Raw genomic sequence first — 25,545 nt, 5'->3', positions numbered from 1 at the left:
GCTGACATCAACTTCGGAAACTGACAAGTCCATCAACGGCCCGCCGTAGGCACGCGCATCTTCAGCATCGTTCCGCCCTTCCGATCGATGCCGTACAGCATGCCGGGTTCGTGTTCGTCCCAATCGATCGCCTGCCCTGCCGCCTCGATCGGGATCGTTGCGGCATGATCCAGCACGGCGCCGCCACGGGGCAACGTCACGACATAGAGTTCGGGTCGGTCATGCCCCGTCAGATAGAGCCTGCCGTCCGGCCCCCAACCCCCGCCCGAAACGCTCATCGGCGCGATCCGGTCGAGGATCGATGCGGGGAGCGCCCAGCTTTCGGTGCGCCGCCACTGGTCGTCAAAGCGGACCAGCAGCGTGTGGCGATGGTCGCGCCCCAGCTCGGCACCCTTCACGTCGTAATTGGCGAACATGGCCCACCACGCACCGTCATGCCGGTCCACCCATGTAAGCGACCCGATCTGCTGCCCGAGCGAGACGGTGCGCCGATGTGCCAGCGTGACGGGATCGAAGAATTCCACCGCGCTCCACTGCGGCACGGCTGGATAGTTGGATAGCGCGCAGACCAGATCGCGCGCGATCACGGCGCAACTGTTGAGGTGGGGAAAGCGCGTCTTGTCACCTTCCCATGCCGCGCGCTTTTCGCCGGTGCGCTTGTCGTACCGCGCGATCCGGTAATTGGCGATCGCGTACAGGTCTCGCGGCCCCACCGCGACGCCCTGTCGCGCCTCGGCTGCGGGCAGGCGGCGGACGGTTTCGGCCGTACCGCCCACACCGGTCGCCGCGAGGGTGAGAATGAGCGCAGCGCGCATCAGAAGCTCGCCGTCACGCCGGCCCAGAAGGTGCGGCCATATTCCGCCGATTCCTGGAGATAGGCGCCCCCTGGCCCGGTCAGTTCCCGGCGGCCGGCATCGGACAGATTCTGTCCTTCGGCATAGATGGTCAGTTGCGGGGTGATGCGGAAGCTGACGTTGGCGTCGAAGGTGGAACGGCTTTTCCAATACTGGTCGGCATTGGGAATCGTGTCGTTGATCGTTTCGAGGAAGCCGCCGATATAATTCCACGACACGCGCCCTTCGAAGCGCCCGCGCTGGTAATAGACGGTCGCGTTCGCGGTGGAATCGGGCTGAAGGTACAGGCCCGTCACCCGTGGCCCGGCGGTGGTCGGAAAGGTGAAGCGGGTGTCGAGGAAGGTGGCGTTGGCCGCCACGCCGAAGCCGGACAGCGCGCCGGGCAGGAAGGTCAACGCCTGTTGTACGTTCAGTTCGACGCCCCTGATCGTCGCGGTGTTGGCGTTTCGCGGGGTAGTGACGACGACCTGTTCGGCGCCGCGCCCCACATCCAGCGTCTCGACGTTCGTCAGGGTGAAGATCTCGTCGTCGATATCCTTGGCGAACAGCCCGATCGACACGACGCCGTCGCGCGGATACCATTCGATCGAACCATCGAAGCCACGGCTCTTGCGCGGGCGCAGGTTCGGGTTGCCGCGGCTGAGCGTCGGCTGGCTGCCATCGAACGACAGGGTTTCGCTCCCCGCCAGTGACGCGTAATCGGGCCGTCCGATCGTGTTCGTATAGGCGGCGCGCACCACCACGTCCGGCAGCGCGTCCCAGCGCAGATGCAGGCCCGGGAGCCAGTTGCCATATTCGCCCCGGCTTTCCACCGGCGTCAGCACGCGGCCGACCGCCCGCACGCCCTGCGACTGCACATTGGTCCCTTCGTAGCGCAGGCCCGCCAGCAACGTCAGCGTGTCGATCCGGTAGCTCGCCTGGAGATAGCCGGCAACCACATCCTCTTGCACCCGGTAATCGCCGGTGGGCAGCGCCCCGGTGGTCACGAAGCGGTTCCGGTTGGCATCGAAGAAGTCCATCGCCTGCGCGACGTCGATCCGCGGGGTCAGCAGGTAGCGACCGGCGATGAGGGCGTCCGGACCCGGCGCATCCACCGCGTCGAGCGTATAGGTGAAGCCGGTCGGGGCTGTATAATTGATCTGTGTGCTGGCGAAGCTGCGCCGGGTGGTCCGCGCGACGGCGCCTGCTTTCACCTTCACCGCGCCGCCATCGTCCCACGCGGCGTTGAGCCGGAACTGGCCGCTTTTCTCCAGCGTCCGCACCGACGCATCCCGCTGTTGCTGAAGAAAGAAATTGGCGGGGTTGCGGTTCTGCGCAGGATTGATCGGCGTGAAGACGGGATAAAAGTCCGACGTGTCATAGTCGAAGCCGTAATTGGCCCCCTGCGCATCACGCGTGCGGAACTCGATCGAGGTGTTGGGGGTGTAGAGCCGACCCTGCGAATAAATGGCGTCGCCGTCCACCGTCCATCGATCGTCCGCCTTCCAGTCGAACGCCGTGCGCCCGACGACGATCTCGCGGTTGGTGATCGGCTGGTTCAGCTGCACGATGTTGCGCCCGCGTGCGAAGCTGCCGCCGGTCGGCGTCTGGCTGGCGACGTTGCCGAGCGGCTCGGTACGGAATTCGATCCGTTCCTCGTCGTCCTGCGTCTTCGCGTAGATGCCGCTCATTTCCCAATGAAACAGGTCGGCGACGCGATATTCGAGCTTCGCGTTCCCGCCATAGCGTTTCTTGCTGTTATTGTACCAGAACAGCCGAACCTGCGTCGGCACCTGGATACCGTTGCCGCGCGCGCTGCCTGAATCGACCGGCGCACCCGCAGCGGTGTATTCGCGCACCGACGGCGCGGCGACCTCTACCTGTGGAATGTCGTAATCGAGCTGTTCGTAGCTGCCGCCGACGACGAGACCCCACTGGTCCTGATCGCCGAACGTGCGCCCGGTGGCGAAGGCCAGCCGCAGCGACGGGCGATCGTTGCGGACATCGCCCTGCTGTTCGTACACGCCATAGGACGCCAGTGCGTTCAGGAACGGCCGCTTCGCCGCGAACGCGCTGCGCGTCTCGATGTTGATGATGCCGCCGATCGCATTGGCGTCGTTTTCCGGTGTCACCGTCTTGATGACCTCGACCCTGCCGACCATTACCGACGGGATGATGTCGAGCGGCACTGTGCGTCCGTCCTCGTCCACGCCCGAGACGATCGCGCCGTCGACGGTAGTGCGGTTATAGGTGGAGCGCAGGCCGCGAAGCACCGGAAAACGCGGCTCGCCCTGGTCTTCCTGCACCGAAACGCCGGGGATGCGACGAAGCGCGGCGGCGGTATTGTGGTCGGGCAGCTTGCCGATATCGTCGGAGGAAATCGCATCGACGATGGCAAAGGAGTCGCGCTTGGTCGCGATCGACTCCCGTTGCGCGCGACGCTGGCCCGTTACGACGATATCGTCCGCTGGCTCGACCTGCGGTTCGGCGGGTGTGGAATCCGGCACGGCCACGTCCTGCGCATATGCCGGCAAGGCGGCTGCCGAAGCGGAAACAAGCAGCGTGAGCGCGACGACGCGCCCCGAATAATCGATCATGAAGTGCCCCCTAGGATAGCTGGGCGACTAGATCAGGCTCGTGACGCGGCCGTTACGATATGCTTGCAAGACGATGACGCCGAGCGCTGTATCCGGAGGTTCGATAAGATCCCAGTGACTGCTAAAGATGTCTTCGAAGACAGCCGCGATGCCATATGGTTCATGTCGAGGCGCCTCGACATGACGAACACCGTCTGCAGGCAGGCGAGAAGCCCACGGGCGAAGTCGTCCGTCGCCAGAAGCAAGCGCCCGTCTCAGCCTCCTTCAGGACGCCGAAGATCCGCTCTTCCGCGAAGTGCTTCCGCCTTATTACGTCCGCCCCTTCGAGGCCGGTCTCTAGTTCCGGGTGGATGAAGAAACGGGGTCACGTCCGTCACGAGCACCCCCCGCCGCATCCTCCACCGCAGCCGCTATCACCGCTACTGCCTCCGTCCGGCCCACATGCGTCGCCACTGCCAAAGTTCAGATCAAAACGTCGACGAGCCGTACCTGCCGCTAGTTGTGCGGCAAGCATCCATATGACGATCGTGACGCAGATGAGCAGGGCAGCGACCAGCGTTACCATCCCCAGCACGATCAGGCTCGCCAGGCCGGCGGAAGCAAGCCCGATCAGCGTCGCTTCTTCCGCACCCAGCAGCATCATTCTGGTCCGGTCAACCCGCTCGAAAATCCTGGCGAAGCGTTCTGACGGATCAGGCCAGATATCTGCGGGCGGGGCATTGCCAAAAGTAGCATGGTACAGTTGAAGCGTATGCGCATAGCGGTCGCGATACTGTTCGCGTTGCTCAGGACCACCCGATGTCGGTTCGTGATGAATATCGCGTCCGACGATATCGCGGCACAGGCCGTGCCAATAGTCACGGCTATAGGCCATATGTAAATGCCACGCCTGATCGACCGCGTCCGAAGGGGTAAGCTGATCGCTACTGATCGCAATTAGCGCGATGAAGCGACGATATTCCGCTGCCACCCTGCCGGCAAACGTGTCGGTCCATCCGTTCTCCGCGGCCAGCCTCCCTTCGTAGCTGAGCGTCGCGTCGGTCCGGCCGATGGCCAGGATTTCGATCCTCCCGATAAGGACCCTTCGCGCCATATGCGCGGCGTTGTTTATTTCCATCTCCGACTAATTTACTGGGATATTGTTGCAGCAGAGTGACACCGATCCGCCAGTGCGAAAGGCAACAATAGCTGGCCGGCAAGAGGTGGACCGGCGAGCGCGTCAGATGCAAGATAGCCTGCCGCCCGCCCCACGCAGTCGGCGCGACGTGTTCCGCTGAAACGCCCAACTTGCCAGAACCGTTGACGACTTCCGCGACACGCTCGAACGCTGCGACCAGCGGCAATATATTGCCCGGTCCCTGGCTTTCGGGAAGCGCACGCAAGGCGACGGCATCCTCGGGCCGCCCCAGCAGCCTGCGCAGATTAGCGATCCCGAGCGGCGCGGCGGTGAGCAGCGACAGCGCACTCGGAATGCGCACCACATGTCGTCCACCTTTGCGTTAGGTCCCGTCGATCTCCATCCTGATCTTTCACGTGTCGGCGTGGTACGCCTCGACCTTTAACGCACCCTCGACACTCGTACGAGCTTCCAAACGCGTTGAGTCGCGACATACGACCTGCCGTTCCAGCGGTTTTCAATGGCCTCTGAACCGGTCATTGCCGTCTGTTACTCGTCCGGTCGATGGACGTCCGCGTGGGAATCGGCAAGCACTACACCCCGCACGACGACGACCCGCTCGCCCGGACACCAAGACGGAACCCGAAGCATGATCCGCTCGAACAGATTCGAGGCTAGGTGCCCCGCAAGCCACGCCTGCAGCTTCGGAAGAGGCTGTGCGTCGAACCAGCTACGATCCACCGCGGCGAACTGCCGGACGAACGGCACGATCGCCGCATCGGCCAGGCCTGGTTTCGCACCAATCTGTCCAGCAGTTCCTATTCGCGCATCCAGTTCTTGCAGAAACAATAGACCGAGGTCGCGATCCTCCACAGGTTCGGAATTGTGACGATCGGGATATTTATACCGGTCGAGATGATGCTTGAACGCGCCATCGTTGCTGGCGATCAGCACGGGATCGTCACCGGCCAGCCAGTCGTCCGGGTCGCGCGAGTTCAACGCCCAACGCATAATCGAGAGGCTTTCGTCGATTACCGCTCCGTCTGCCGTCTGCAGTACGGGAACCGTGCCCTTTGACGAAATCGAGAGCATTTCGCTGGGCTTGTGGGAAAGGCGAACCTCGCGAAGTTCATACCGAACGCCGCTGACGGCCAGCGCCAGTCGCGCCCGCATCGCGTACGGGCAACGACGGAAGCTGTAAAGGACGGGGTCGGCCATCACGGTCCTATGCTTTCCGCACGCGCCGTTTGAGAGGTTCGCTTGTATAGTGGGAATGACCGCCGCCAGCAGCAGCAATGTCTTGCATCGGAATCCGGTTGGAGGAGGCAGGAGCCCGTATATCCACACAGGCAGTCCGCAGGCGCGGCGTTCCGGTCGGCAACCCTGCACCGTTTCGACCACATCAATCATCTTCCTTTGTCGGACGTGCCACGCGAAGTGACGGCAATTATGCATCAAACCGCCTTCCAGCACAGTCGCCCCCTTTGCAGGACGATGGTTGGCAACATTGACAGTATCCGTCCTGCCTACACCATGCTGCACGCTGAAGGATGCATGTGAACGACGGAACCAGAAAGCATGCCATCGGTGCCGACACTCAAACATTCCTGACACCATGATCGGACCGAAGGATCGCGGCGGCACTCTTGTCGCGACAAGGCTCGCGTACGGCTCAGGTCCGCGCCAGCGACTGGACGTTTACACCCCGTCGGGCGATTGCGGACAACCACGCCCGGTGGTCGTGTTCTTCGATGGCGGCAACTGGAACAGCGGACGCGAGGCGGTTATGCGTTCGTAGGCCGCGCGCTGGCCGCTCAAGGCTTCGTGACCATCGTCCCGCATTATCGACTAGTGCCGGAAGTCCATTATCCGACCTTCGTAGAGGACGTGCCGCAGCCGTGCGCTGGGCGACCGAGAACGACGGAAAATATTGGCGCGATGGCAACTCGGCCGTGCTGATGGGTCATTCGGCGGGAGCCCATATCACCGCAATGCTGGACGTCGACCCTCGCTGGCTGCGAGATGCGCGGGCAACGGTCAAAGGGTTCGTCGGTCTCGCTGGTCCCTGTGACTTCGCGCTCTGCGACGCCGAGGCCGGTCGTTTTGCCTTCCGCCGCGTACCCGATCGGCGGAAACGCAGCCGGTGACATGGGCTGGCGCCGGCGATCCGCCCGCGCTCCTCTTGTTCGGTACAGAAGATACCGTCGTGTTGCCACGCAACAGCGAGGCGCTGGCCGGCAAGCTGCGTGCGGGCGGGGCGATTGTCGACCAACGTGCGTATCGCACGCTTGGCCATGTCGGCATCCTGCTTGCGCTCGCACGGCCCTTTCGCGGTCACGCTCCGGTCCTGGACGATGTCTCGACGTTCATTCGGCCACACGTAAAATAGGGCACCGCTGAATAGGCACGAAATTGAATAGACTGAATGTTTATACTTCAGTCATTCCTAGGGGTAGACCAAACAATTTATTACTGCGCGTAGAGATATGCTGCAATACTGCGCGCTTCATCGCGCCTCACTCCCAACTCCGGCATTGCGCTCCCGGGGCGAACGCGCTGGGGATGCAGGATAAAACGAGTGAGTGCAGCGGGATTATTAGCCAGATCGCCCGCAAAGATCACGCGCGTGCCGATACCGGTCAGGTCTGGTCCAACTTGCCCGGTGGCACCGTCGACGCCTGGGATCACATGACAGCTGCCGCATTGGTAACGTACAATCGCGGTCTTGCCACGCCGCCAATCGCCGCCGGTCATCGCATCGGCCTGTACCCGCTTGGCGTGACGGGTCTGTAGATACAGCACAACGCCCGACGCGCCTGCAGCGGCGACGGCGGCGGCAATCAGCAGCGTCAGCCAGATCAGGCTCGATGGAATGCGGCGCCTATGCATGCGCCGGCCGCAACAATCGCCGGACGATGACCAGCGCCACGCCGGCATGAACCAGCCCGCCCGGCACCCACATCAACAGACCGGCGACCTGCTGGTCTTCCGCAGGCGACATGCCGAACGGCGCGAAGGCGAAGCGGGCATAGCCGGCATACCAGGGGCTGTTCGCAAAGGCCATCAGCGCGCCCAACGCCCCCGACACGATCGACGTGACGACCAGACACAGCGCGGCGATGCCTGGAGCAGTCCGGTGACCGAGCATCGCGGCCCAGAACAGCAGCGCAGTGACGAGGAAGCTCAGATGCTGCGCGGCGTGCCAGCCATCGCTCGACAATGCCCGATCGAACAGCGCCGGGGCATGCCACAACCATAGCGCGGCCGCCTGCGTCACCGTGGCGAAGACCGGTGCCGACAGCGTGCGCCACGGCCGCTGCACCGCCACGACCAACGCACCGATCCGCTTGCGCAGCGTTACCGGAAACGCCCACAACATGATCGTCAGCGGCTGCGACGCGACCAGCAACGGCGCGGCAAGCAGCATGATCAGTTCATGCTCGAACATGTGCGCCGAAAACGACCGCTCGCCGGCCTGGTGCAGCGGCGATAGCAGTGCGCCGGCAAGGATCAGCCAACCCGACCCGAACAGCCCCGCCGACCGACGCAGCGCCCCCTCCCCGCGCCGCGACCGCTGCGTCAATCGCCACCAACCGATCGCAAACGCCGCCGCCGCCGACAGCAACGGGAACAGGATCAGCGGGTCCAGCGTCCAGTCCGGCGGTTCGTCATGGGCGACGCTCGTGTCATGCGCCCATGCCTGGACGGACGTCAGCGCCATTATCGCCACGCAAACGATCCGCCTCAACGCACGCATGACGGCACCAGCAGGACGGCGAGGGTCTGGAACAAGATGGCGAGCGTGAACAGGCCGGCGATCATCGGTGCCAGCCGGGCAAGCCAGAAATCCGCCTGATCGCCCACGTCGCGCCGCAAGGGCCAGACCCGACGCAACGCAGCCGCGCAGATCGCGGCGCTGGCGATGCCCCACAGGATTCCCGCCCACCACCGCCTGCAATCGGCATGAAGCAACGCCGACAGCCCCTGTTCGAACAGGAACCATGTCAGCGGCGGAACGACGATGCCGGTCCATGCACGGGCGCGTACCGTCATGCCGCCCTCGGCGCCCAATAGATCAGCGCATATAGCGGCAGCCAGCACAGGACGACGAACGTCCAGTAATTGGAATTGTCCTCGACATCGGCGAACTGATCGTCGCCGACCTCGTGCGTGAACAGCCAGACGGCGAGCACCGCGGTTTCCACCCATTCGGTGACCAGATGGGTTGTGTGCAACACGAGCAACAGCCACATGACCGATCCATAGGCGTCGTCGTGCCAGCGGACGTTCAGATGCACGAATTCGAACGCGCGCGGGATCATCAGCAACAGCGTCAGCACGGTCATCGCCAGCATGCCCCAGCGTACGCCCGCAAGATGCTTCCGCCGCGCACAGCGCAGCAGCCAGACATTGGGAATGGCACTGAGCAACATGCCGACGGTGAAGACCGCGCCCCACAGCAGGTCGGGCAGCGGGTCGCCCGGCGGCGGCCAGCTCGCATGCTGCGTCATCAGGTACAGATAGGCCGCCGCCGCCAGCGCGAAGCCGGTGCCTTCGATCAACATGAAGCCGATATTGCCCCACCAGACCAGATGCCGCGTGCCGGTGGTGCTGACCGGCAGGCGCGACAGGTCGCCCTCGATCTCGATCCCGCGCCCGAACTTCATCGCGGCACCGCCAGCGGGCCGCTGTCCGCGCGCGGGCGACTGGGCCAGAACCAGCCGATCAGCGTGATCGCGATCGGCACCGCGCCGATCGCGACGGCCCATGGGGTGAAGATGCTGGCGACGAACATCGCCCCGGTCGCAAGCGCGGCGGCCAACGGCCAGATCGAGGGTGAGGCACTTTCCTGCCGGTAGATCGGCTCCGCATCGGTCACCGTTGTCACCAGCACTTCGCGCCGCTCGATCGCGACGCCGTCGAGAACCCGGATCGGTCGATCACCGTTCCACATCGGAGTCAGGCTGTCGACGATGGGGGTATAGGCGACGTTCCACGCCGGAGCGGGCGAAGCCGCCGACCATTCCAGCGTCGATCCCTGCCACGGGTCGGCTCCCGCCGGGCTGCCCCGCCAATAGCTGACGATCGCGTTGGCGACGAATACCAGCCCACCCAGTACCGCGATCGCGCTGCCGGCGGTGGCGACTTGATTCAACAGGTCCCATCCCATGCCGGCGGGATAGGTATAGATGCGCCGCGGCATCCCCATCAGCCCCAGGAAGTGCATCGGAAAAAAGCCGAGATTGAACCCGCCGACGATCAACGCGAACGCAAGCCGCCCCCACCGTTCCGACATCATCCGCCCGGTCGCCTTGGGATACCAGTAGCAAAAGGCACCAAAGAGCGGGAACATCGCGCCGCCGATCAGGACGTAATGCAGATGGGCGACGATGAAGTAGCTGTCGGTCAGTTGCAGGTCGAGCGCGGCCGACGCGGTCATGATCCCCGACAGGCCGCCGACGACGAAGGTCGCGATGAAGCCGATCACCCACAGCATCGGCGTTGCCAGCCATGGCCGCCCGCTCCACATCGTCGCGATCCAGCAGAAGATCTGCAACCCCGCCGGCAACCCGATCGCCATGCTCGCGGCGGTGTAGAAGTTGTTGCCGAGCCGCGGCAGCCCGACCGCGAACATATGATGGACCCACAGGCCAAAGGCCAGCGCACCGATCGCCATGATCGCCAACACGACGACATTGTGCCCGAACAGGCGCCGGCGCGAAAAGGTCTCGACGATCGACGAGACGAAGCCGGTCGCGGGCACGAAGATGATGTACACTTCCGGGTGGCCGAAGAACCAGAACAGGTGCTGGAACAACAGCACATCGCCACCGGCCGCGGGCGCGAAGAAATGCGTGGAGACGAGCCGGTCGGCGATCAGCATCGACGTGACCAGCATGATCGCCGGCATCGACAGGATCGTCATGATCGACGCGATCAGCATTGCCCATAGAAACACCGGCATTCGCGCCAACGTCATGCCCGGCGGCCGCATCTTGAGGATGGTCGCAGCGACATTCACCGATGCGGCCAGCGCAGCGACCTCGGTAAAGGTGATCATCTGTGCCCAGATGTCGGCCCGGTGGCCCGGCGAATAGGACGGGCCGGACAGTGGCGGATATTCGAACCAGCCCAGATCGGGCGTGATGTCCATCGCATGGGCGACCCACATCGTCAGCACGCCACCCAGATACAGCCAGTAACTAAACGCCCCCAAACGTGGAAACGCCATGTTGCGCGTCCCCAGCATTAACGGCACCAGCCAGAACGCCATCGCCTCCATCACCGGAACCGAGACGAGGAACAACATCGTCGAGCCGTGGAGCGAGAAGCTTTCGTTATACAACTGCGGCGTCATCCGCGTATTGTCCGCCACCGACAGTTGCCAGCGCATGTCTAGCGCGAGCATGCCCGCGAGGAACATCAGCAGCAGCGCGGTAACGATGTAGCGGGCGGCGATCCGCTTGTGATCGACGGTCGTCAGGAAGCCGCGAATGCCGGGCGGGTCACGCCATGTCGCGTTCAACTGGTCGATACGGTCCTGCGCCGGGATCATCGCAGCCCCGCAACATAATCGGCGACCGCCAGGCCGTCCGCCGCCGACATCGGAACCGCCGGCATCGACGTCCCGGGCTTCAGCGCCTGCGGTTGCTGGATCCAGCCCTGCAACGCGCCCCGCGTCATCGGCAGCGTGCCGGCCGCGATCGATCGCCGTGCGGCGACATGGGTGAGGTCGGGTCCGGCGCGCCCCACCGCCGACGTTCCTCGAACCGTGTGACAAGCGGCGCAGCTTCGTACGAACGTCGCTGGCGCGCCCGTGCCTGCGGGCCGGGCCTGTGCGATCAGCCAGCGGTCGAAGTCGGCAGGCGCGTCGACCTTGACGTCCAGTGCCATGTGCGCGTGCTGCGTCCCGCAAAATTCGGCACATTGTCCGCGAAACCAGCCAGCGCGACGGGGGGTCAGGTCGATCTGGTTGCGGCGACCGGGAATCATGTCGATCTTGCCCGCGACATTCGGCACCCAGAAGCTGTGAATGACATCCGCCGATCCAAGCGACACGCGGGTCGTCCGCCCGACGGGTAAATGCAGTTCGTTCGCCGTTTCCACCCAGCCACCGGAAGCCGGGTCACGATATTGGATGCGCCACCACCATTGATGACCGGTCACGCGGACATGCAGCACCGGATCGTCACGCGTTGCGACCAGCGCCCGCTCGGCGACGAAGCTGCCGACGATCAACACCGTCAGCCCGACGACGATCACCGCCGCCGCCGTCCACAGCCCCCGGTCAAGAAGCCGGTCGTCTCGGTCGCGTTTGAGCCGCTGTCGCGCACGGCACAGGCTCCAGACCAGCCCGCCAAGGACGACGGCATAGACTGCACCACAGACGATGGTCATCAGCACAAGCAGCCGGTGCAGCGCGTTCGCCTGATCCCCTGTCGGTGCCAGCGGAGACTGGATATTGACACAGCCAGCGAGAAGCAGCAGCGCGGCGACGCCCGCCGGCCCGCGCGTCATAAGGGGCCGCGCCACGCATCCCCCTGTGGCTCGGCGGATTGATCGATGCTGGTTCGACGGCGTTTTTCCGGCGTGTGGGTCGGCAAGTCGCGGACATAGGCAGTAATCTGCCAAAGTTGTTCGGGCGGGATTACGCGACCATAGTCGGCTCCACGATGGTGATCGGCGATCGCGGCATATACGGCAGCGAACCCCCCGCCATGCCGCCACGTACCATCTGCCAGATTGCGGACCGGATCGGCCCGCTCATGATGACAGGCGGCGCAACCATACCATCCGAAATAGCGGCCGCCTTGGCCGATCTGATAGAAGTTAGCTTGATAAGCCGGAATGCGCCGATCGCTATCCGAACGCGGCGCCGTCTGTGGCACGGCCGGCGTCACGGTGCGTGCCTCGCCGGTACAACCCGACACGATTGCAGCGGTCAGCAATACTATCCCGCGCCCTGTCCGCATCAGGCGTTAGTCCGCACGGGGAGGGCCTGCACCGCCGCCACCTCCGGCCCCCGGTCAAGACATTTTCGTGATCTCAAGAGGTTCATTGTTAGTAATCGCCCAGCGATGCGCTGCACGGAAGCACGAAAGGCATCGCCCTCCGACCGCCGACGTGCCGATCCAAGCCAAGCTCAACGAGACCCGCCGGTGCGGTCACCTGCCCCGTCGTTGATCCTGCGTCGGTGATGGCGTCGGGATGCATCATCACGACGTCGCGCGTGTGCGTAACTCCGCATCGTGAATTAGATGGCCTCTCATCGTCGTGTCGACCCGATCGTCCGACCGAAACATACGCGCCGGTAACGGCCCGACGCATCCCTGCGCCCCATCGATGACGGCACCGCGCATTGCGACGTTCCGCGAAGTAGGAACCAGTGGACTTTATATCCGACATCGCAGCGCTCTCATCGCGACATCATACCGGATTCCGCAGCCTGAACAGCGATGTAGGTTATAACGTTCAGGAAAACCGCTTCGCTGTCCATTGCTGGCGGAACAGCGGCTTGCGTGGCCGCACGTCGTGCCATGAAAGCCCGCGTGCGCGCACAGGAAGTGATCCCCCACCCGCGCTTCGAAAGTTCGTTCAGGCCAAGCTAATGCCCAAATTCGTCACCGGAGGTTCGGACGGCTTCCGAAAATATAACGCGCTTTCCGCATTCATCCTCACCCGATGCGACACCACGACGTCTTGCCCGCGCAGCGTCCGATTACCGTGTTTCCGGCCGATCTTGCCGTCACCGTTGCGATGGCGACCGTACGAAGCAAACGGTCGCATCGATCTTCCGCCAACAACAAGTGTCAGGCGCCGTTGACCTTCTGACCGCTGTGATCGCCGTCTTGATCGGATTTCTTTTTAGCGGTCTTCTTTGCCGCTGTTTCTGAGCCGCCGCCCCGACCTGTACCAAGGCTGCCACGAGCGCCGTCGCCGCCTTTGGCTGTTACTGCTCCGGGATTTCCGCCTGCGCCCTTCTGTGCCATGCCAGCCTCCATTGCGTAGGATGGAAAAACCCCGCCAGCGACGCGTCTGTTCCTAGGTTTTTCAGTCACATACGTTAGCAGAGGGTGGACGAACCTACACTGCTACAGGGTTGACGATCTCCAACTGGTTCAGGTCAACAGCCTGAATGAAACCGTACGTGACGCGGCATGGTTAGGAGCCACATCGTCATCCATGTTGCACTTACATATTGTCGACACATACAACCCACGAAACTCACAGGAACGCTGATCTTCCGCTAAAGCAAGACCGTCTCGAGGCCGATCACGGACCGTCGTGGTTCCGTGTCACCGTTCCCTAGACAAATCGCGTACGCGGTCTGAGAACGGAACAACCTGTCAGCATTCTATCGGCAATAGGCCGCCCGGCGGACCTGCGCTTGATAACCACAGCCCGGTTCCTGCCCTTCCAATCGCGGTCGTCCGCACCAACCTGACCAACGCCGGAGTTCAGCCGACTGACCGCCTGCAACAGATACCGTGTTTCCGACAATCGAACGCGTCGGTGACGGGAACTGGAACTGCATCGAATCCTCCCCTCCGCAACGTCACCCGTCCGCATCCCGCACGGCAAGCGCGCGTCGTCGCGCTGGGAGTCCCCACCACGGCGTTCCCGGCGACAGGTGATGTTCGTGGTGATAGCCGCCGAAATGGAAGCATGTCAGCAGCGACAGTGCCGGACCGACCTCGATGCTGTGGGCGCGATGCGAATCCTTGAACGGCTCGGCACGGTCGCGGTGGGGCAGCCACGTTCCGAACACGAACAACTGCGCGACCGCTCCCAACGCCGGTACTGCCCAGAAGACGACGATATTGCCGAGCGGCGCACCCAGCAGCAACGTGTAGATCAACGCCATCACCGTGATGCGGACGATCTGGCCATGTGAGTAATAGGTTCGGAAGAACTGCATGAACCACCCGATCAGCCGGGGATCGCCACCATGGAAATCGGGATCGCCGGTACGACCGGTTTTTGCATGGTGGAGATGGTGCTGCGGCAGCAACGTGGCGTAGGAAAGACAGGCGTAGAGCGACAGGCAAGTGGCACCGATCGCGCGGTTCAGTCGCGGGTGGCGCGGTGCCAAGGCGCCGTGCATCGCATCATGGGCGACGATGAACAGTCCGGTACTCAACCATGTCTGGACGACGATCATCGCGATGCCGACCGGCGCCGTCTGGACGGTCCAGCGCCAGAAGAAGATGCCGGTGATATGGATCGCCAGCCACGCGATCACGATTGCGGCGGACAACGATACGCCGATCCGCGTCTGCCGTCGCATGGCCGCTTGCGATCGGGAAACCGTCGTGCTCACCGCTGCGCATCGGATGTAACTGGACCGGCGGTCTCACCGGGGGATGGCGTACGGGGCGACCGGCCGGCGTTCGCACGCAGCTGCGCCTTCAGCACCGCCGGCTTGCGCGCGAACAGAAAGCCGTGACTGACCGTCCCGTCCTTGCCCTCGACCGCATGGTGCAGACGATGCGCCTGCAACAACCGCTTGAAATATCCGCGCTTGGGGACCCAGCGGAAACCGCCGCGCTGGTGGACGAGCATGTCGTGCACGAACGCATAGATGCCGCCATACACCGTGATGCCAAGCGCCGCCCACCACAGCGGTTCCCACCACAACCCCACGACGAACAGGACGATCGGCACGATCGCGAAGACGACCGCGTACAGATCGTTCTTTTCGAACCAGCCCTCATGATCCTCGTGATGCGACTTGTGCCAGGCCCATCCCCAGCCGTGCATGACATATCGGTGCGCCGCCCATGCGAAGCATTCCATGAACAGCACCATGAAAGCGACGATCGCGAGCTTTTCGTACCAGACCATCAGGCTCGACCGACAGAATGGACGACGGACAAGGAGACCGAATTCAACATACTACGCACATAACGCTTCGGCGTCGACGTTGCGAGGGCGGTACGCCGAAAATCTGGGGTAAGCCCCCCGCCAAACGGCCGGCGCGTCGAGATCGGGTCGCTGCCGTTTCGGGGAGCGCGCCCGGCCGGGTTCATCCGAGAGACGACGCGACGGACGTTCGCGTCGGTGCCTGCCGCGGTTCGCACGGCGGATCAAAGCCGGAAACTTCGCGAACGCTGCATGGCGCCCGACGGAGCGATCGGCAGACATTACGTGCGACTGCCCTTCCCCGACCGATTGCACCCGTTGTCCGAACGATCGTGCATATACCAAGGATTGATTGTCGCAGTTCACTATGTGAAAAGCTGTCTCATTAATTGTCGATAGACTGCGAATGGCGCAGCGATGGCGGTCAGGGAGAGTGGCATGCACAGCAAGGGGCGGATGCGTCGCGGAGTCGGCCGGGCAGCGATGATTGCATCGGTAATCACCCTCTCCTGTGTAGCGACGGCGGCGGAGCGGAAGACTATGCCTCTGCCCGACGGCTGGCTGTTCGTTCAGGGCGATCCCGAAGGTGCCGAACGCGCCGACGCACGCACGGCGGGCTGGCGCACCGTGTCGGTTCCGCATGACTGGGCGATCGCCGGCCCGGTCGCTTCCGATGCGAAGGCGGGCGGCGAGAACGGCTTTTTCCCGTCCGGGATCGCATGGTATCGTCGCGACCTGAACGTCGTACCAGTGCCGGACCGCCGCTATTTCATCGAATTCGACGGCATCATGGAACGCAGCGGCGTGTGGGTGAACGGCCACCATGTCGGCTACCGACCGATGGGCTATGTCTCGTTGCGTTACGACATCACGCGCCACCTGCGCCGGGACGGGCCAAACATCGTCGCGGTACGCGCGGACACGGCGGCGGCACCCTCGTCGCGCTGGTACACCGGATCGGGCATCTATCGGCACGTTCGCCTGATCGAAACCAGCGACGTCCATGTACCGCAAGGGGGCGCGTTCGTTCGCACGACGTCGATCGCGGGCGATGCCGCCACCGTGTCGGTATCGACCGAAATTCACAATGCGGGCGCGACATCGCGTGGCGCGATGGTGGACGTGGTCGTCACCGGTCCTGATGGTCGCGAAGCCGCTCGCGCGCGCTCGCCGCTTGCGCCGGTCGGTGCCGGTCGGACGGACAACGTGACCCGGGAAATCCGGCTGACATCCCCCCGCCGGTGGGACATCGACGATCCGGCGATGTACCGCGCGTCGATCCGCATCCTCGACGAACAGGGCGCGGTGCTGGACAGCGAAACCGTATCGTTCGGTGTACGCGAAGCCGAATTTACGGCGGACACCGGCTTCCGGCTGAACGGACGCACCGTCAAGCTGAAGGGCGTGGCGATCCATCATGACGGCGGCGCGGTGGGCGCGGCGGTGCCCCTTGCGGTGTGGCGCCAGCGGCTGACCGCGTTGAAGGCGCTGGGCGTCAACGCCATCCGCACCGCGCACAACGTGCCCGCCCCCGAACTGCTCGACCTGACCGACGAACTCGGCCTGCTGGTGATGGACGAATGGTTCGACCAGTGGAACGTCGCCAAGACGCCGGAGGATTACCACCTGTTCTTCAGCGACTGGCACAAACGCGATGCCGCCGACATGATCCGGCGCGACCGCAATCATCCCAGCATCGTCCTGTGGAGCGCGGGCAACGAAATCCACGACACCGCCTATCCCGTACAGGCGAAGGCGGCGTTGCGGTCGCTGCTCGACGTCGCGCATGCCAACGATCCGTCGCGACCGGTGACGATGGGGCTGTTCCGGCCGAACGTGACGGGCGATTATGCCAATGGTTTCGCCGACATGCTGGACGTGGTCGGCCAGAATTATCGCGAAACCGAACTAGCGGCGGCGCATCGTCAGGACCCGCGCCGCCGGATCGTCGGGACGGAGAACGGCCATAACCGGCTCAACTGGCTGCCGGTGCGCGACAACCCGGCTTATGCCGGCATGTTCCTGTGGACCGGCATCGATTATCTCGGCGAATCGAACCGCGCGGGCTGGCCGTTCATCAGCCGCCATACCGGGCTGCTCGACCGGACGGGCGCACCGCATGTTCGCGGGCTGGAGCGGGCAAGCTGGTGGTCGGAAAAACCCGTCCTCCATGTCGTGCGCAACGCTATCCCGAATGCCGCCGGCCCGGCGACCGACGGTGCCGGTGGACCGAACCAGCCGACGCTGCCGACGATGATCGCGGTCGCGACGCCCCAGCCGCCGGTCGCGCTGTTCGACGATTGGACACCCGCAGACCCGCGACCGCATCCCGAAACGATCGAGGTCTACAGCAATTGCGCCCGGGTAGAGGCGTTCCTGAACGGCCGTTCGCTCGGCACCCTGCCGATCAACGCCGACGCGTCGCCGCGCCGCTGGGCCGTCACCTATGCGCCGGGTGAAGTGCGCGCCGTCTGCCGCGATCCGCGTGTCGGCGGCCTATCGGACGGGCTGCGCACCGCCGGGCGTCCGGTGGCGATCCGGCTGTCGTCAGATGCGGCGACGGTCGGGTCGGACTTCGACAGCATGGCCTATATCCGGGCGCTGGTGGTCGATGCGAAGGGCGTGACCGTACCCGCGGCGCAGCAGCTTCTGCATTTCTCGGTACAGGGTGCCGGCGAACTGATCGCGACCGACAACGGATCGGTCACCGACCACCGGCCCTTCGCCTCGCCGGATCGCCAACCGCGCGACGGGAGCGCCGTGGCGCTGGTACGCGGTGCAGGCGATGGACGCTTCACCGTGCACGTCCGCGCCGACGGCCTGAAGCCCGGTGCGATCACGCTACAGGCGCAGAAGAAGTAATGCGGTTCGTCCCCCGACTACATCCCCGTTCAGGACCGGAGCCTCTCATGCCGCGTTACCTCCTGCCCCTGCCGATGATCCTCGCCGCCGGTCTGGCACACGCCCAGACCAGCGGTCCCAGCATCGGCAACACGCCCGTATTGCCCGCGCCGTACAGCACGAAATCGGTCACCAACACGCCCGACACCACGCCCTTTCACGAAGGCGCCAGCGTGCGCGCGGCCGACGGGCTTGCCGTCAACGTCTTCGCCGAAGGGCTGGATTCCCCGCGCAACGCCGTGGTGCTGCCGAACGGCGACGTGCTGGTCGCCGAGGCCACGACCGAGCGCAAGAGCAACGATCCGAACTATCGTGCGGTCGGACGCAACCGCATCCTGCTGCTGCGCGACACGAACGGCGATGGCCGCGCCGATGTGCGCGAGACGCTGATCGGCGGCCTGAGCCAGCCCTACGGAATGCAACTCATCGGCGGGAAACTGTACATCGCCAACGCGAACGGCGTGTTCTGGACCCCCTACACCCCCGGCACCATGCGGATCGCCGACCATGCGCGGCGCAACTGGATCACCCGCTTCGATCCGACCGGCTACAATAATCACTGGACGCGCAATCTTCTGGCGAGCCGGGACGGGCGCACCCTGTTCATCGCGGTCGGATCGGCCAGTAACGCCGGTGAATTCGGCATGGAGCGGGAAGCGCGTCGTGCCGCGATCCTCGCGATCGATCTGGCAAGCGGGCGGGAGCGGGTCTTCGCGGATGGCATCCGCAATCCAGTGGGAATGGCACTGGAGCCACGAACCGGACGGCTATGGACCTCGGTCAACGAACGCGACGAACTGGGCGACGATCTGGTCCCCGACTATATCGTGGGCGTGAAAGAGGGGGGCTTCTATGGCTGGCCCTACAGCTATTGGGGCAAAAACCCAGACCCACGGTTGAAAGGGCAACGGCCCGATCTGGTAGCGAAGGCGATTACGCCCGACTTCGCGGTCGGGGCGCATGCCTCGGCGCTCGGCATCGCGTTCGGCGCGGGCACGTCGCTGCCCGCGCGGTTCCGGGACGGCGCATTCGTCGCGCGGCACGGATCATGGAATCGTTCGACGCTGCTCGGATATGACGTGGTGTTCGTGCCGTTCCGCGATGGAAAGGCGGTGGGGCCGATGCAACCGGTTCTGACCGGCTTTACCGACGGGCCGGATCATGTCCATGGCCGCCCCCGCGCACTCGCGACGGCAAACGACGGATCGCTGCTGGTCGTCGACGACAAGGGTGGCCGGATCTGGCGGATCGCAGCCGCCCCGCCGCGCGAGCCGATAGCGATCCACCCATAGCCTGAGGCCGCGCGCGACAGGGACGTCGGTTCAGGGGAGCGTGTGGACCGCTGCGGTCGCAAGGCCGGCGGCGGCCAGCGCCATCCATACCGCCATGGCGATCATCATCAGATTTTCGGTAAGCGATACGAACCCGAGCGGCACGTTGCTCGATCCACCGACGCAGGCGCATTTCAGTTCGCGCCGGTCGATATAGACCGCCTTGAACACCGAAACGGCACCGATCGTCGCGATGAACAGCGCGACGGGAACCGACAACCACGGCAGCGCGCCGGAGATCATCAGCACGCCGGCCAGCCCCTCGGCGAACGGGTACAGATAGCCATAGGGCACCCAGCGTCGGGCGAGCAGGTCGTAGTTCAGGAACATCGTCGCGAAGCTTTCGAGGTTCTGTAGTTTCAGCAACGCCAGAACCACCATCGAAAAGCCGATGAACCATTCCGCCGTCAACAAGGTCACCACGTTCCCGGTGACGGCGTAGCTTGCCGCCAACGCCATCAGCGCGGTTGCCGAAAACAGGGCGATGACGGGGCGATAGCTGGTCGCTTTTGGGTCCGCGACCCGCTTGCCCAGAAAACGCCGCAGGTCGTCATGCCCCCCGACGCGAACGTCGCCGACGAAGATTTGCGGGGTCGTCGCGACGCCGTGCTTCGCCTTGAACGCATCCGTCTGTTCGCGGGTCGCAAGATGATGGTCCTCAACCTCGTATCCCGCGCGCTTCAGCAAATGCAGCGCCTTGATGCCGTATGGACAGACGTGCGTAGGCATCACCATGCGATAGACGACTGCCGTCTTTCTGGTCGGGGACTGCTTGCCTGGGTCCGGCATCGTACCACTCCTTGCCATCGTATCAGCACGAATATAGGTTCCGTACCATGGTACGGAGTCAAGACCCTGAATTACTGACGATCGGACAACTGGCCGAAGGAGGGAGTGTCGGCGTCGAAACGATCCGCTTCTACCAACGCAAGGGTCTGATCGAGACACCGGCGCGCGGAACCGGGGGCCGGCGGTACGGCAGTGCGGAACTCCGCCGGTTGCGCTTCATCCGGCAGGCGCAGGCTGCGGGCTTCACGCTCGCGGAGATACGCGAACTGCTGGAACTGGACGCGGGCGAGGATCGCGGTCGTGCCCGTGCGTTGGCCAGAAGCCGCATCGAAGCGCTGGATGCGAAAATCGAGGAACTCGGACGCGCCCGCGATGCCCTGACAAGACTGGCGACGGAGTGCGCTGCGGGCCGGGACGGCCCCTGCCCGATCCTCGCGTCCTTCGAGGTCTGAACAGGCACCCGGTCGGACTGCGCATCGAAGCACGACCGGGCTGTCCCGGCCCAGCCCCGACGGGAGGACGGTCGCGTACGACGAACAGCGAAGCCTTTGGATTCAAGTCGGAACTTCAGGCACGCACGCGACTTGGCACATCGGACCCTACAGGAGACGCCCGATGCCCCCCGTTACCCAAGCCGCCAGCGAACACGTCCCCCTGAAAGGCCGCAAGGCAATCATCACCGGCGGCACTACCGGCATCGGTCGCGCCATCGCGGTACTGCTGGCCAGCGAGGGGGCGGATGTCTTCATCTGCGGACGCGATCCGAAGCATGTGGACGAAGCGCTCGCGGATATCCGGGCCGTCGGTCACGGCGAAGGCATCGCGATCGACCTTGCCGAAGCGGACAACAACACCCGACTGTTCGATGCCGCCGAAGCGGCCATCGGAACACCGGATATCATCGTCCTCAACGCCGCCGTCGCGGCGGGGGCGCTGAGCGAGACGAGCGAAGCCGACCTTCGCTATGCGATCGCCGCTGATTTCACCGCCTATCTGCTGGGCGCGCGCATCGCCGCCGAACGCATGGGCGACCGTGGCGACGTCGTCTTCATCGGGTCGATGAGCGCCTATGTCCTTGGGCCGGGGTCGACGATCTATGCCGGCATCAAATACGGCATTCAGGGGTTTTCGCAGGCATTGCGGCGCGAACTCGGACCGAAGGGCATCCGCGTCAGCAACGTCGAACCGGGCAAGACCGGGTCCGACATGCAGACCCCCGATATTTCCGTCGACGAGCAGCGCGAACGGATCGAGGCGGAAACGATGCTGCGGGCCGAGGACATCGCGGCGGGCGTCCGTTTCATCCTGACCCAGCCGCGCCGCTCGGTCGTCCAGCAGATGACCATCGCCCCGCGCGGGGAAGCGGGCGAATGAAACACGCCGTCGACAAACTGGTACTGACCCCCGACGACGTCGACCTGTCGCGATCCCCCCTGGCGGGGCAACTGGGCGTAGAGACCTATGTCCTCGGCGCGTTCAACCCGGCGCTGACCCGGCTGCCCAACGGCAACCTGCTGATGATGGTCCGGGTCGCGGAGGCGCTGCGCAAGCCGGTGTTCGACGGGCATGTCCATAATATCCGCTGGTGCGACGGTCGCTACGTACTCGACGCATGGCCGCTGGGTGCGGCGGACACCGCCGACCCGCGCAAGTTCCTGTTGCAGGGCAATGGTTGGAAGGTAATGGCGCTGACCTCGCTTGCGTGGTTGCTGCCGGTCGAACTGACGCCGGACGGGCTGGAGGTCGTCGCGCATCATTACGACCGCGCGATCGCCCCGCATGCCGATTTCCAGATGTACGGCGTAGAGGACGCCCGGATCAGCAAGGTCGGCGATCGCTGGTTCATGACGACCTGTTCGGTCAGTCCCGAACGTCATTCGACCACGCTCTACACATCGGACAACGGCCTCGACTGGACGTTCGCGGATATTGTCCTCGATCATCAGAACAAGGATATGCTGATCTTCGAAGGGCGGATCGACGGACAATATTGGGCGCAGACGCGACCGCTCGGCGATCTGTATTTCGCCTACCCGCCGGACAGCGAATGGCGGGCCGGGCCGTCGATCAATCTCGCTTCGTCGCCCGATGCGCTGCACTGGAAGCCGTATCGCAAACCGGGCATCCGCCCGCATGCCGCGACCGTCGCAACGGCACGGATGGGCGGAGGCACGCCGCCGATCCTGACCGATCGCGGCTGGCTTACCCTGTGGCACGGCGTCGAGCCGAAAGAAATCGTCGGGATCTATCGCACCTACTGGTCGATCCTCGACCGCGACGATCCCGGCCGGACGATCGCGACCGATCATACGCCGCTACTTGAAGCGAACCCCGATCTGACTCGCCCGATCGAACATCAGATGTACGTGCGCGACGTAGTGTTCACCACCGGCATCGCCGATGGCGGGGACCGTTATATCGTCGCGTCGGGCGAAGCCGATCTGGCGTGCCGGATCACGCACATTTCAAAGGACATCTTCCGGTAACCGCGCACCCGCCGCCTTACGCAAGTTAAGCAGAACGCCACGCGGAGGCACGTTCATCGCAACACAGGCTGCAATCAACGGAAACTAACTTAAAGCATACATAAAATCAACAACTTAACCCGCCGTCGTGGGTTTCATCCGGTAAGCAACCTTGTCGGAGACCAGCATGTACTATCATGACAAACGGCTTCAGTTTCCCGTTACGGTCGATAAGCCGAACCCCGCCTTCGCGCGTATGCTGCAACAGGCGATCGGCGGGGTCGAAGGCGAAATCCGCGTCTGCATGCAGTATTTCTTCCAGGCGTGGGGCAACCGTGCGCCGACGACGAAATATCGCGACATGCTGCTCCACACCGCGACCGAGGAAATCGGTCATATCGAGATGCTGGCGACTGCCGTGGCGATGAACCTCGAAACGGCCCCGGCGTCGCTGCAACAGGATGGTGCCGCGGATTCGATCGTCGGCGCGGTAATGGGCGGCGGCAGTGCCAAGGCATCGATTGAAGGGCTCATCCACAAGAACCTGCTGTCGAGCGGTCTGGCAGCGATGCCGATGGATTCGGACGGTGTGCCGTTCAATATGAGCCACATCTATGCCAGCGGGAACGTGTCGGCCGATATGTACTGCAACGTCGCAGCGGAAAGCACCGGTCGCGTGCTGGCCGTCCGGCTGTTCAACGCCACCGATGACGACGGCATGAAGCGGATGCTGCACTATATGATCGCGCGCGACACCATGCACCAGCAACAGTGGCTGTCCGTGCTGGAAGAATTGGGCGGCCCATCGGCCAACCTGCCCATCCCCAACTCCTTTCCGCAGGAGATGGAGGATCAGGCGAACAACTATAATTTCTATGCGACCTCGGTCGACGGCACGTTCCCCGAAGGCCGCTGGACCAGCGGCCCCTCGGTCGACGGGCGCGGTGAATTCACCGTGTTCCAGAACAAGCCGCTGGGCGAAGAGCCGGTGCTCGGGCCGGCACGCCCGGACAGTGGCGCACAGGCCGATCAGATAGCGTGACGCGAAGGGGGCGGTCGCCATGTGGCGGTCGCCCCATCCGACGGCGCGGTTCGAGGGTTCCATAGGGATCGGTGCCGATCGGCCTGCCGTGTCCCTTTGTGATGCGCACTGCCGCATCGCGCGCCGCGTCTTCAGCGGCACCGGCAACGCTCGACGTACCGCCTAATCCGGGGATTGCACGATGCGGATCCATCATCTGAACTGCGGCACCGATTGCCCGTTGGGCGGCGCGCTGTTCGACGGACGCAGCCTCGGGCCGTTCGGCCACATCGTTTGCCATTGCCTGCTGATCGAGACCGACGCGCATGGGCTGGTCCTGGTCGATACCGGTTTCGGCCTGCGCGATGTCGCGCACCCCCACGCCCGGCCCGATCCGCGGATCACCCTGTCATGGCGGATGATGCTCAACATCCGCCTGCGCGAACGCGAAACGGCGATCCGGCAGGTCGAGGCGCTGGGGTTTGAAGCCTCCGACGTCCGTCATATCGTTCTGACGCATCTGGATTTCGACCATGCCGGCGGGCTGGAGGACTTTCCGAACGCGATCGTTCACGTCATGCAACGTGAATATGACGATGCGACCGGCCCTGCCGCCGGCTTCGTCGCGCGCAACCGCTGGCGCGGGCGCCAGTTGAACGGCGTCACGAACTGGCGCCGCTACGGTGCGCGCGGCGCGCCATGGTACGGCTTCGACGCGGTGCGCGACCTCGAAGGGCTTCCGCCCGAACTGCTGCTGGTGCCGTTGCCCGGCCACACCTGGGGCCATGCCGGTGTCGCGGTGCGCCGCGACGATGGCCGGTGGCTGCTCCATGCCGGCGATGCCTATTTCTACCGGGGCGAGATGCGGCAGGCGCGCCGCCGCTGCACGCCCGGACTGCGGGCATATCAACGGCTGATGGAAGTCGATGCGGAAAGCCGCATGGCCAACCAGCAGCGACTGCGCGCGCTGTCGATCGAACGACGGGAGGAACTGACCGTCGCCTGCGCCCACGATCCGGTCGAACTGGAACGCTGTCAGGCCGGACGACCCCTTTAACGCCTGCCGCCGCCACCCCTGTCTTCCAAGGAGAATGTCATGACCACCAATCCCGATATCCTGCGCGAACTGTTCATCGTCGGCCTGCGTAACGCCCATGCGGTCGAAAAGCAGGCGCTGTCGATCATGACCCCACAGGTCGAACGCATCGCCAACTATCCCGAAGTCGCCGATCGGTTGCGGTTGCACATCGAAGAGACCAACGGACAGATCGCCCGGCTCGACGACATCCTCGCCAGCCTCGACACGTCGGGATCGGTCCTGAAGGATACGGCGCTCAGCATGTCCGGCGGCATGGCCGCGATCGTCCATAGCGTCGCGGGCGACGAAATCCTGAAGAACAGCTTCGCCAATTACGCCTTCGAGCATTTCGAAATCGCTTCCTACAAATCGCTGCTGACGCTGGCCGACGACGGTGGGTTCGCACAGGCGGAGACGGCGCTGCGCCAGTCGCTGGCCGAAGAGGAATCGATGGCGGCGTGGATCGATGAATCCTTGCCCGTCGTGACACGGCGATATGCCGCGCTGCGCAGCGACGCGGGCATGGGCGAAGCCAAGGTCTGACCCCCGC

At 64.2% G+C, this 25,545-nt stretch carries 25 protein-coding genes; 10 read left to right on the top strand and 15 right to left on the bottom strand.

What is annotated here, in order from left to right; genetic code table 11:
- Nucleotides 1-32: 32 nt before the first annotated feature.
- The 4 genes from IFT55_RS10635 to IFT55_RS10620 all read right to left on the bottom strand — a co-directional run bounded on the left by IFT55_RS10635 (nucleotide 33) and on the right by IFT55_RS10620 (nucleotide 5,765).
- The gene (locus IFT55_RS10635) at nucleotides 33-815 is read right to left on the bottom strand and encodes a hypothetical protein (RefSeq protein ID WP_197976413.1); all 783 of its coding nucleotides are present in this window, start codon (nucleotides 813-815) and stop codon (nucleotides 33-35) included.
- The gene (locus tag IFT55_RS10630; protein ID WP_192091840.1) at nucleotides 815-3,430 is read right to left on the bottom strand and encodes a TonB-dependent receptor; all 2,616 of its coding nucleotides are present in this window, start codon (nucleotides 3,428-3,430) and stop codon (nucleotides 815-817) included. Before IFT55_RS10630 ends, IFT55_RS10635 begins: the two co-directional genes overlap by 1 nt.
- A gap of 373 nt (nucleotides 3,431-3,803) precedes the next feature.
- Nucleotides 3,804-4,547, bottom strand: coding sequence for a glycine-rich domain-containing protein (locus IFT55_RS10625; RefSeq protein ID WP_192091838.1), 744 nt, complete (start codon nucleotides 4,545-4,547; stop codon nucleotides 3,804-3,806).
- Nucleotides 4,548-5,096: 549 nt separating this feature from the next.
- Nucleotides 5,097-5,765 (bottom strand): glutathione S-transferase, encoded by a 669-nt coding sequence (locus tag IFT55_RS10620; RefSeq protein WP_192091836.1) that lies wholly within the window; start codon nucleotides 5,763-5,765, stop codon nucleotides 5,097-5,099.
- A 680-nt stretch (nucleotides 5,766-6,445) separates the two neighbouring features.
- Here IFT55_RS10620 and IFT55_RS10615 point away from each other — a divergent pair.
- Nucleotides 6,446-6,694, top strand: a complete 249-nt coding sequence (locus IFT55_RS10615; RefSeq protein WP_192091834.1) for a hypothetical protein — start codon at nucleotides 6,446-6,448, stop codon at nucleotides 6,692-6,694.
- Nucleotides 6,691-6,936, top strand: coding sequence for a hypothetical protein (locus tag IFT55_RS10610; protein ID WP_192091833.1), 246 nt, complete (start codon nucleotides 6,691-6,693; stop codon nucleotides 6,934-6,936). The genes IFT55_RS10615 and IFT55_RS10610 overlap by 4 nt, the downstream gene beginning before the upstream one ends.
- A gap of 80 nt (nucleotides 6,937-7,016) precedes the next feature.
- Here the strand turns inward: IFT55_RS10610 and IFT55_RS10605 are convergent, their stop codons facing one another.
- From IFT55_RS10605 to IFT55_RS10560, 10 genes are all read right to left on the bottom strand, one after another.
- Nucleotides 7,017-7,436 carry a c-type cytochrome gene (locus IFT55_RS10605; RefSeq protein WP_197976412.1) on the bottom strand — a complete coding sequence of 140 codons (420 nt, stop codon included), beginning with the start codon at nucleotides 7,434-7,436 and terminating at the stop codon, nucleotides 7,017-7,019.
- Nucleotides 7,429-8,268, bottom strand: coding sequence for a cytochrome c oxidase assembly protein (locus tag IFT55_RS10600; RefSeq protein ID WP_192091831.1), 840 nt, complete (start codon nucleotides 8,266-8,268; stop codon nucleotides 7,429-7,431). The genes IFT55_RS10605 and IFT55_RS10600 overlap by 8 nt, the downstream gene beginning before the upstream one ends.
- Before the next feature lie 23 nt (nucleotides 8,269-8,291).
- Nucleotides 8,292-8,600, bottom strand: a complete 309-nt coding sequence (locus IFT55_RS10595; RefSeq protein WP_192091829.1) for a hypothetical protein — start codon at nucleotides 8,598-8,600, stop codon at nucleotides 8,292-8,294.
- Nucleotides 8,597-9,214: a cytochrome c oxidase subunit 3 gene (locus IFT55_RS10590; RefSeq protein WP_192091827.1), complete on the bottom strand. Its 618-nt coding sequence runs from the start codon at nucleotides 9,212-9,214 to the stop codon at nucleotides 8,597-8,599. The genes IFT55_RS10595 and IFT55_RS10590 overlap by 4 nt, the downstream gene beginning before the upstream one ends.
- Nucleotides 9,211-11,103: a cbb3-type cytochrome c oxidase subunit I gene (locus tag IFT55_RS10585; RefSeq protein WP_192091825.1), complete on the bottom strand. Its 1,893-nt coding sequence runs from the start codon at nucleotides 11,101-11,103 to the stop codon at nucleotides 9,211-9,213. The genes IFT55_RS10590 and IFT55_RS10585 overlap by 4 nt, the downstream gene beginning before the upstream one ends.
- Entirely contained in the window at nucleotides 11,100-12,080 is a 981-nt protein-coding gene (locus IFT55_RS10580; RefSeq protein WP_192091824.1) for a c-type cytochrome, read from the bottom strand. The genes IFT55_RS10585 and IFT55_RS10580 overlap by 4 nt, the downstream gene beginning before the upstream one ends.
- Nucleotides 12,062-12,496 carry a hypothetical protein gene (locus IFT55_RS10575; RefSeq protein ID WP_192091822.1) on the bottom strand — a complete coding sequence of 145 codons (435 nt, stop codon included), beginning with the start codon at nucleotides 12,494-12,496 and terminating at the stop codon, nucleotides 12,062-12,064. Before IFT55_RS10575 ends, IFT55_RS10580 begins: the two co-directional genes overlap by 19 nt.
- Nucleotides 12,497-13,357: 861 nt before the next feature.
- Nucleotides 13,358-13,537, bottom strand: a complete 180-nt coding sequence (locus IFT55_RS10570; RefSeq protein ID WP_192091820.1) for a hypothetical protein — start codon at nucleotides 13,535-13,537, stop codon at nucleotides 13,358-13,360.
- A 566-nt stretch (nucleotides 13,538-14,103) separates the two neighbouring features.
- Nucleotides 14,104-14,835: a fatty acid desaturase gene (locus IFT55_RS10565; RefSeq protein WP_192091818.1), complete on the bottom strand. Its 732-nt coding sequence runs from the start codon at nucleotides 14,833-14,835 to the stop codon at nucleotides 14,104-14,106.
- A 29-nt stretch (nucleotides 14,836-14,864) separates the two neighbouring features.
- Nucleotides 14,865-15,392: a sterol desaturase family protein gene (locus IFT55_RS10560; RefSeq protein ID WP_192091816.1), complete on the bottom strand. Its 528-nt coding sequence runs from the start codon at nucleotides 15,390-15,392 to the stop codon at nucleotides 14,865-14,867.
- 558 nt (nucleotides 15,393-15,950) lie between these two features.
- Here IFT55_RS10560 and IFT55_RS10555 point away from each other — a divergent pair.
- Both IFT55_RS10555 and IFT55_RS10550 read left to right on the top strand, forming a co-directional pair.
- Nucleotides 15,951-18,272: a glycoside hydrolase family 2 TIM barrel-domain containing protein gene (locus IFT55_RS10555; protein WP_197976411.1), complete on the top strand. Its 2,322-nt coding sequence runs from the start codon at nucleotides 15,951-15,953 to the stop codon at nucleotides 18,270-18,272.
- A 47-nt stretch (nucleotides 18,273-18,319) separates the two neighbouring features.
- A complete protein-coding gene (locus IFT55_RS10550; RefSeq protein WP_192091808.1) occupies nucleotides 18,320-19,603 on the top strand; it encodes a PQQ-dependent sugar dehydrogenase in 1,284 nt (427 codons plus the stop codon).
- A 30-nt stretch (nucleotides 19,604-19,633) separates the two neighbouring features.
- Here the strand turns inward: IFT55_RS10550 and IFT55_RS10545 are convergent, their stop codons facing one another.
- Nucleotides 19,634-20,431, bottom strand: coding sequence for a glutaredoxin (locus IFT55_RS10545; protein WP_249403757.1), 798 nt, complete (start codon nucleotides 20,429-20,431; stop codon nucleotides 19,634-19,636).
- A 47-nt stretch (nucleotides 20,432-20,478) separates the two neighbouring features.
- Here IFT55_RS10545 and IFT55_RS10540 point away from each other — a divergent pair, with 47 nt between their 5' ends.
- The 6 genes from IFT55_RS10540 to IFT55_RS10515 all read left to right on the top strand — a co-directional run bounded on the left by IFT55_RS10540 (nucleotide 20,479) and on the right by IFT55_RS10515 (nucleotide 25,538).
- Entirely contained in the window at nucleotides 20,479-20,883 is a 405-nt protein-coding gene (locus IFT55_RS10540) for a MerR family transcriptional regulator (RefSeq protein WP_192091806.1), read from the top strand.
- A 163-nt stretch (nucleotides 20,884-21,046) separates the two neighbouring features.
- Complete coding sequence (locus IFT55_RS10535) at nucleotides 21,047-21,805, top strand: SDR family oxidoreductase (protein ID WP_192091804.1); 759 nt, start codon at nucleotides 21,047-21,049, stop codon at nucleotides 21,803-21,805.
- On the top strand, nucleotides 21,802-22,917 hold the full coding sequence (locus IFT55_RS10530) for a glycoside hydrolase family 130 protein (protein ID WP_192091802.1): 1,116 nt from the start codon (nucleotides 21,802-21,804) through the stop codon (nucleotides 22,915-22,917). The genes IFT55_RS10535 and IFT55_RS10530 overlap by 4 nt, the downstream gene beginning before the upstream one ends.
- A gap of 166 nt (nucleotides 22,918-23,083) precedes the next feature.
- On the top strand, nucleotides 23,084-23,938 hold the full coding sequence (locus IFT55_RS10525; protein ID WP_192091800.1) for a manganese catalase family protein: 855 nt from the start codon (nucleotides 23,084-23,086) through the stop codon (nucleotides 23,936-23,938).
- Nucleotides 23,939-24,119: 181 nt separating this feature from the next.
- Entirely contained in the window at nucleotides 24,120-24,974 is an 855-nt protein-coding gene (locus tag IFT55_RS10520) for an MBL fold metallo-hydrolase (RefSeq protein WP_192091798.1), read from the top strand.
- A 39-nt stretch (nucleotides 24,975-25,013) separates the two neighbouring features.
- Nucleotides 25,014-25,538 carry a ferritin-like domain-containing protein gene (locus IFT55_RS10515; protein ID WP_192091796.1) on the top strand — a complete coding sequence of 175 codons (525 nt, stop codon included), beginning with the start codon at nucleotides 25,014-25,016 and terminating at the stop codon, nucleotides 25,536-25,538.
- Nucleotides 25,539-25,545 lie beyond the last annotated feature (7 nt).

Origin of the sequence: Sphingomonas sp. CFBP 13720 (assembly GCF_014842075.1) — a bacterium.
Lineage (GTDB): Bacteria > Pseudomonadota > Alphaproteobacteria > Sphingomonadales > Sphingomonadaceae > Sphingomonas.
This window is presented reverse-complemented; position numbering and strand designations above follow the sequence as displayed.

Bases quoted from the DNA above. Each gene is read 5' to 3' on its own strand.
- IFT55_RS10635 (WP_197976413.1), bottom strand. From the start codon at position 815: ATGCGCGCTGCGCTCATTCTCACCCTCGCGGCGACCGGTGTGGGCGGT.
- IFT55_RS10630 (WP_192091840.1), bottom strand. From the start codon at position 3,430: ATGATCGATTATTCGGGGCGCGTCGTCGCGCTCACGCTGCTTGTTTCC.
- IFT55_RS10625 (WP_192091838.1), bottom strand. From the start codon at position 4,547: ATGGAAATAAACAACGCCGCGCATATGGCGCGAAGGGTCCTTATCGGG.
- IFT55_RS10620 (WP_192091836.1), bottom strand. From the start codon at position 5,765: ATGGCCGACCCCGTCCTTTACAGCTTCCGTCGTTGCCCGTACGCGATG.
- IFT55_RS10605 (WP_197976412.1), bottom strand. From the start codon at position 7,436: ATGCATAGGCGCCGCATTCCATCGAGCCTGATCTGGCTGACGCTGCTG.
- IFT55_RS10600 (WP_192091831.1), bottom strand. From the start codon at position 8,268: ATGGCGCTGACGTCCGTCCAGGCATGGGCGCATGACACGAGCGTCGCC.
- IFT55_RS10595 (WP_192091829.1), bottom strand. From the start codon at position 8,600: ATGACGGTACGCGCCCGTGCATGGACCGGCATCGTCGTTCCGCCGCTG.
- IFT55_RS10590 (WP_192091827.1), bottom strand. From the start codon at position 9,214: ATGAAGTTCGGGCGCGGGATCGAGATCGAGGGCGACCTGTCGCGCCTG.
- IFT55_RS10585 (WP_192091825.1), bottom strand. From the start codon at position 11,103: ATGATCCCGGCGCAGGACCGTATCGACCAGTTGAACGCGACATGGCGT.
- IFT55_RS10570 (WP_192091820.1), bottom strand. From the start codon at position 13,537: ATGGCACAGAAGGGCGCAGGCGGAAATCCCGGAGCAGTAACAGCCAAA.
- IFT55_RS10565 (WP_192091818.1), bottom strand. From the start codon at position 14,835: ATGCGACGGCAGACGCGGATCGGCGTATCGTTGTCCGCCGCAATCGTG.
- IFT55_RS10560 (WP_192091816.1), bottom strand. From the start codon at position 15,392: ATGGTCTGGTACGAAAAGCTCGCGATCGTCGCTTTCATGGTGCTGTTC.
- IFT55_RS10555 (WP_197976411.1), top strand. From the start codon at position 15,951: ATGCCTCTGCCCGACGGCTGGCTGTTCGTTCAGGGCGATCCCGAAGGT.
- IFT55_RS10550 (WP_192091808.1), top strand. From the start codon at position 18,320: ATGCCGCGTTACCTCCTGCCCCTGCCGATGATCCTCGCCGCCGGTCTG.
- IFT55_RS10545 (WP_249403757.1), bottom strand. From the start codon at position 20,431: ATGCCGGACCCAGGCAAGCAGTCCCCGACCAGAAAGACGGCAGTCGTC.
- IFT55_RS10540 (WP_192091806.1), top strand. From the start codon at position 20,479: ATGGTACGGAGTCAAGACCCTGAATTACTGACGATCGGACAACTGGCC.
- IFT55_RS10535 (WP_192091804.1), top strand. From the start codon at position 21,047: ATGCCCCCCGTTACCCAAGCCGCCAGCGAACACGTCCCCCTGAAAGGC.
- IFT55_RS10530 (WP_192091802.1), top strand. From the start codon at position 21,802: ATGAAACACGCCGTCGACAAACTGGTACTGACCCCCGACGACGTCGAC.
- IFT55_RS10525 (WP_192091800.1), top strand. From the start codon at position 23,084: ATGTACTATCATGACAAACGGCTTCAGTTTCCCGTTACGGTCGATAAG.
- IFT55_RS10520 (WP_192091798.1), top strand. From the start codon at position 24,120: ATGCGGATCCATCATCTGAACTGCGGCACCGATTGCCCGTTGGGCGGC.
- IFT55_RS10515 (WP_192091796.1), top strand. From the start codon at position 25,014: ATGACCACCAATCCCGATATCCTGCGCGAACTGTTCATCGTCGGCCTG.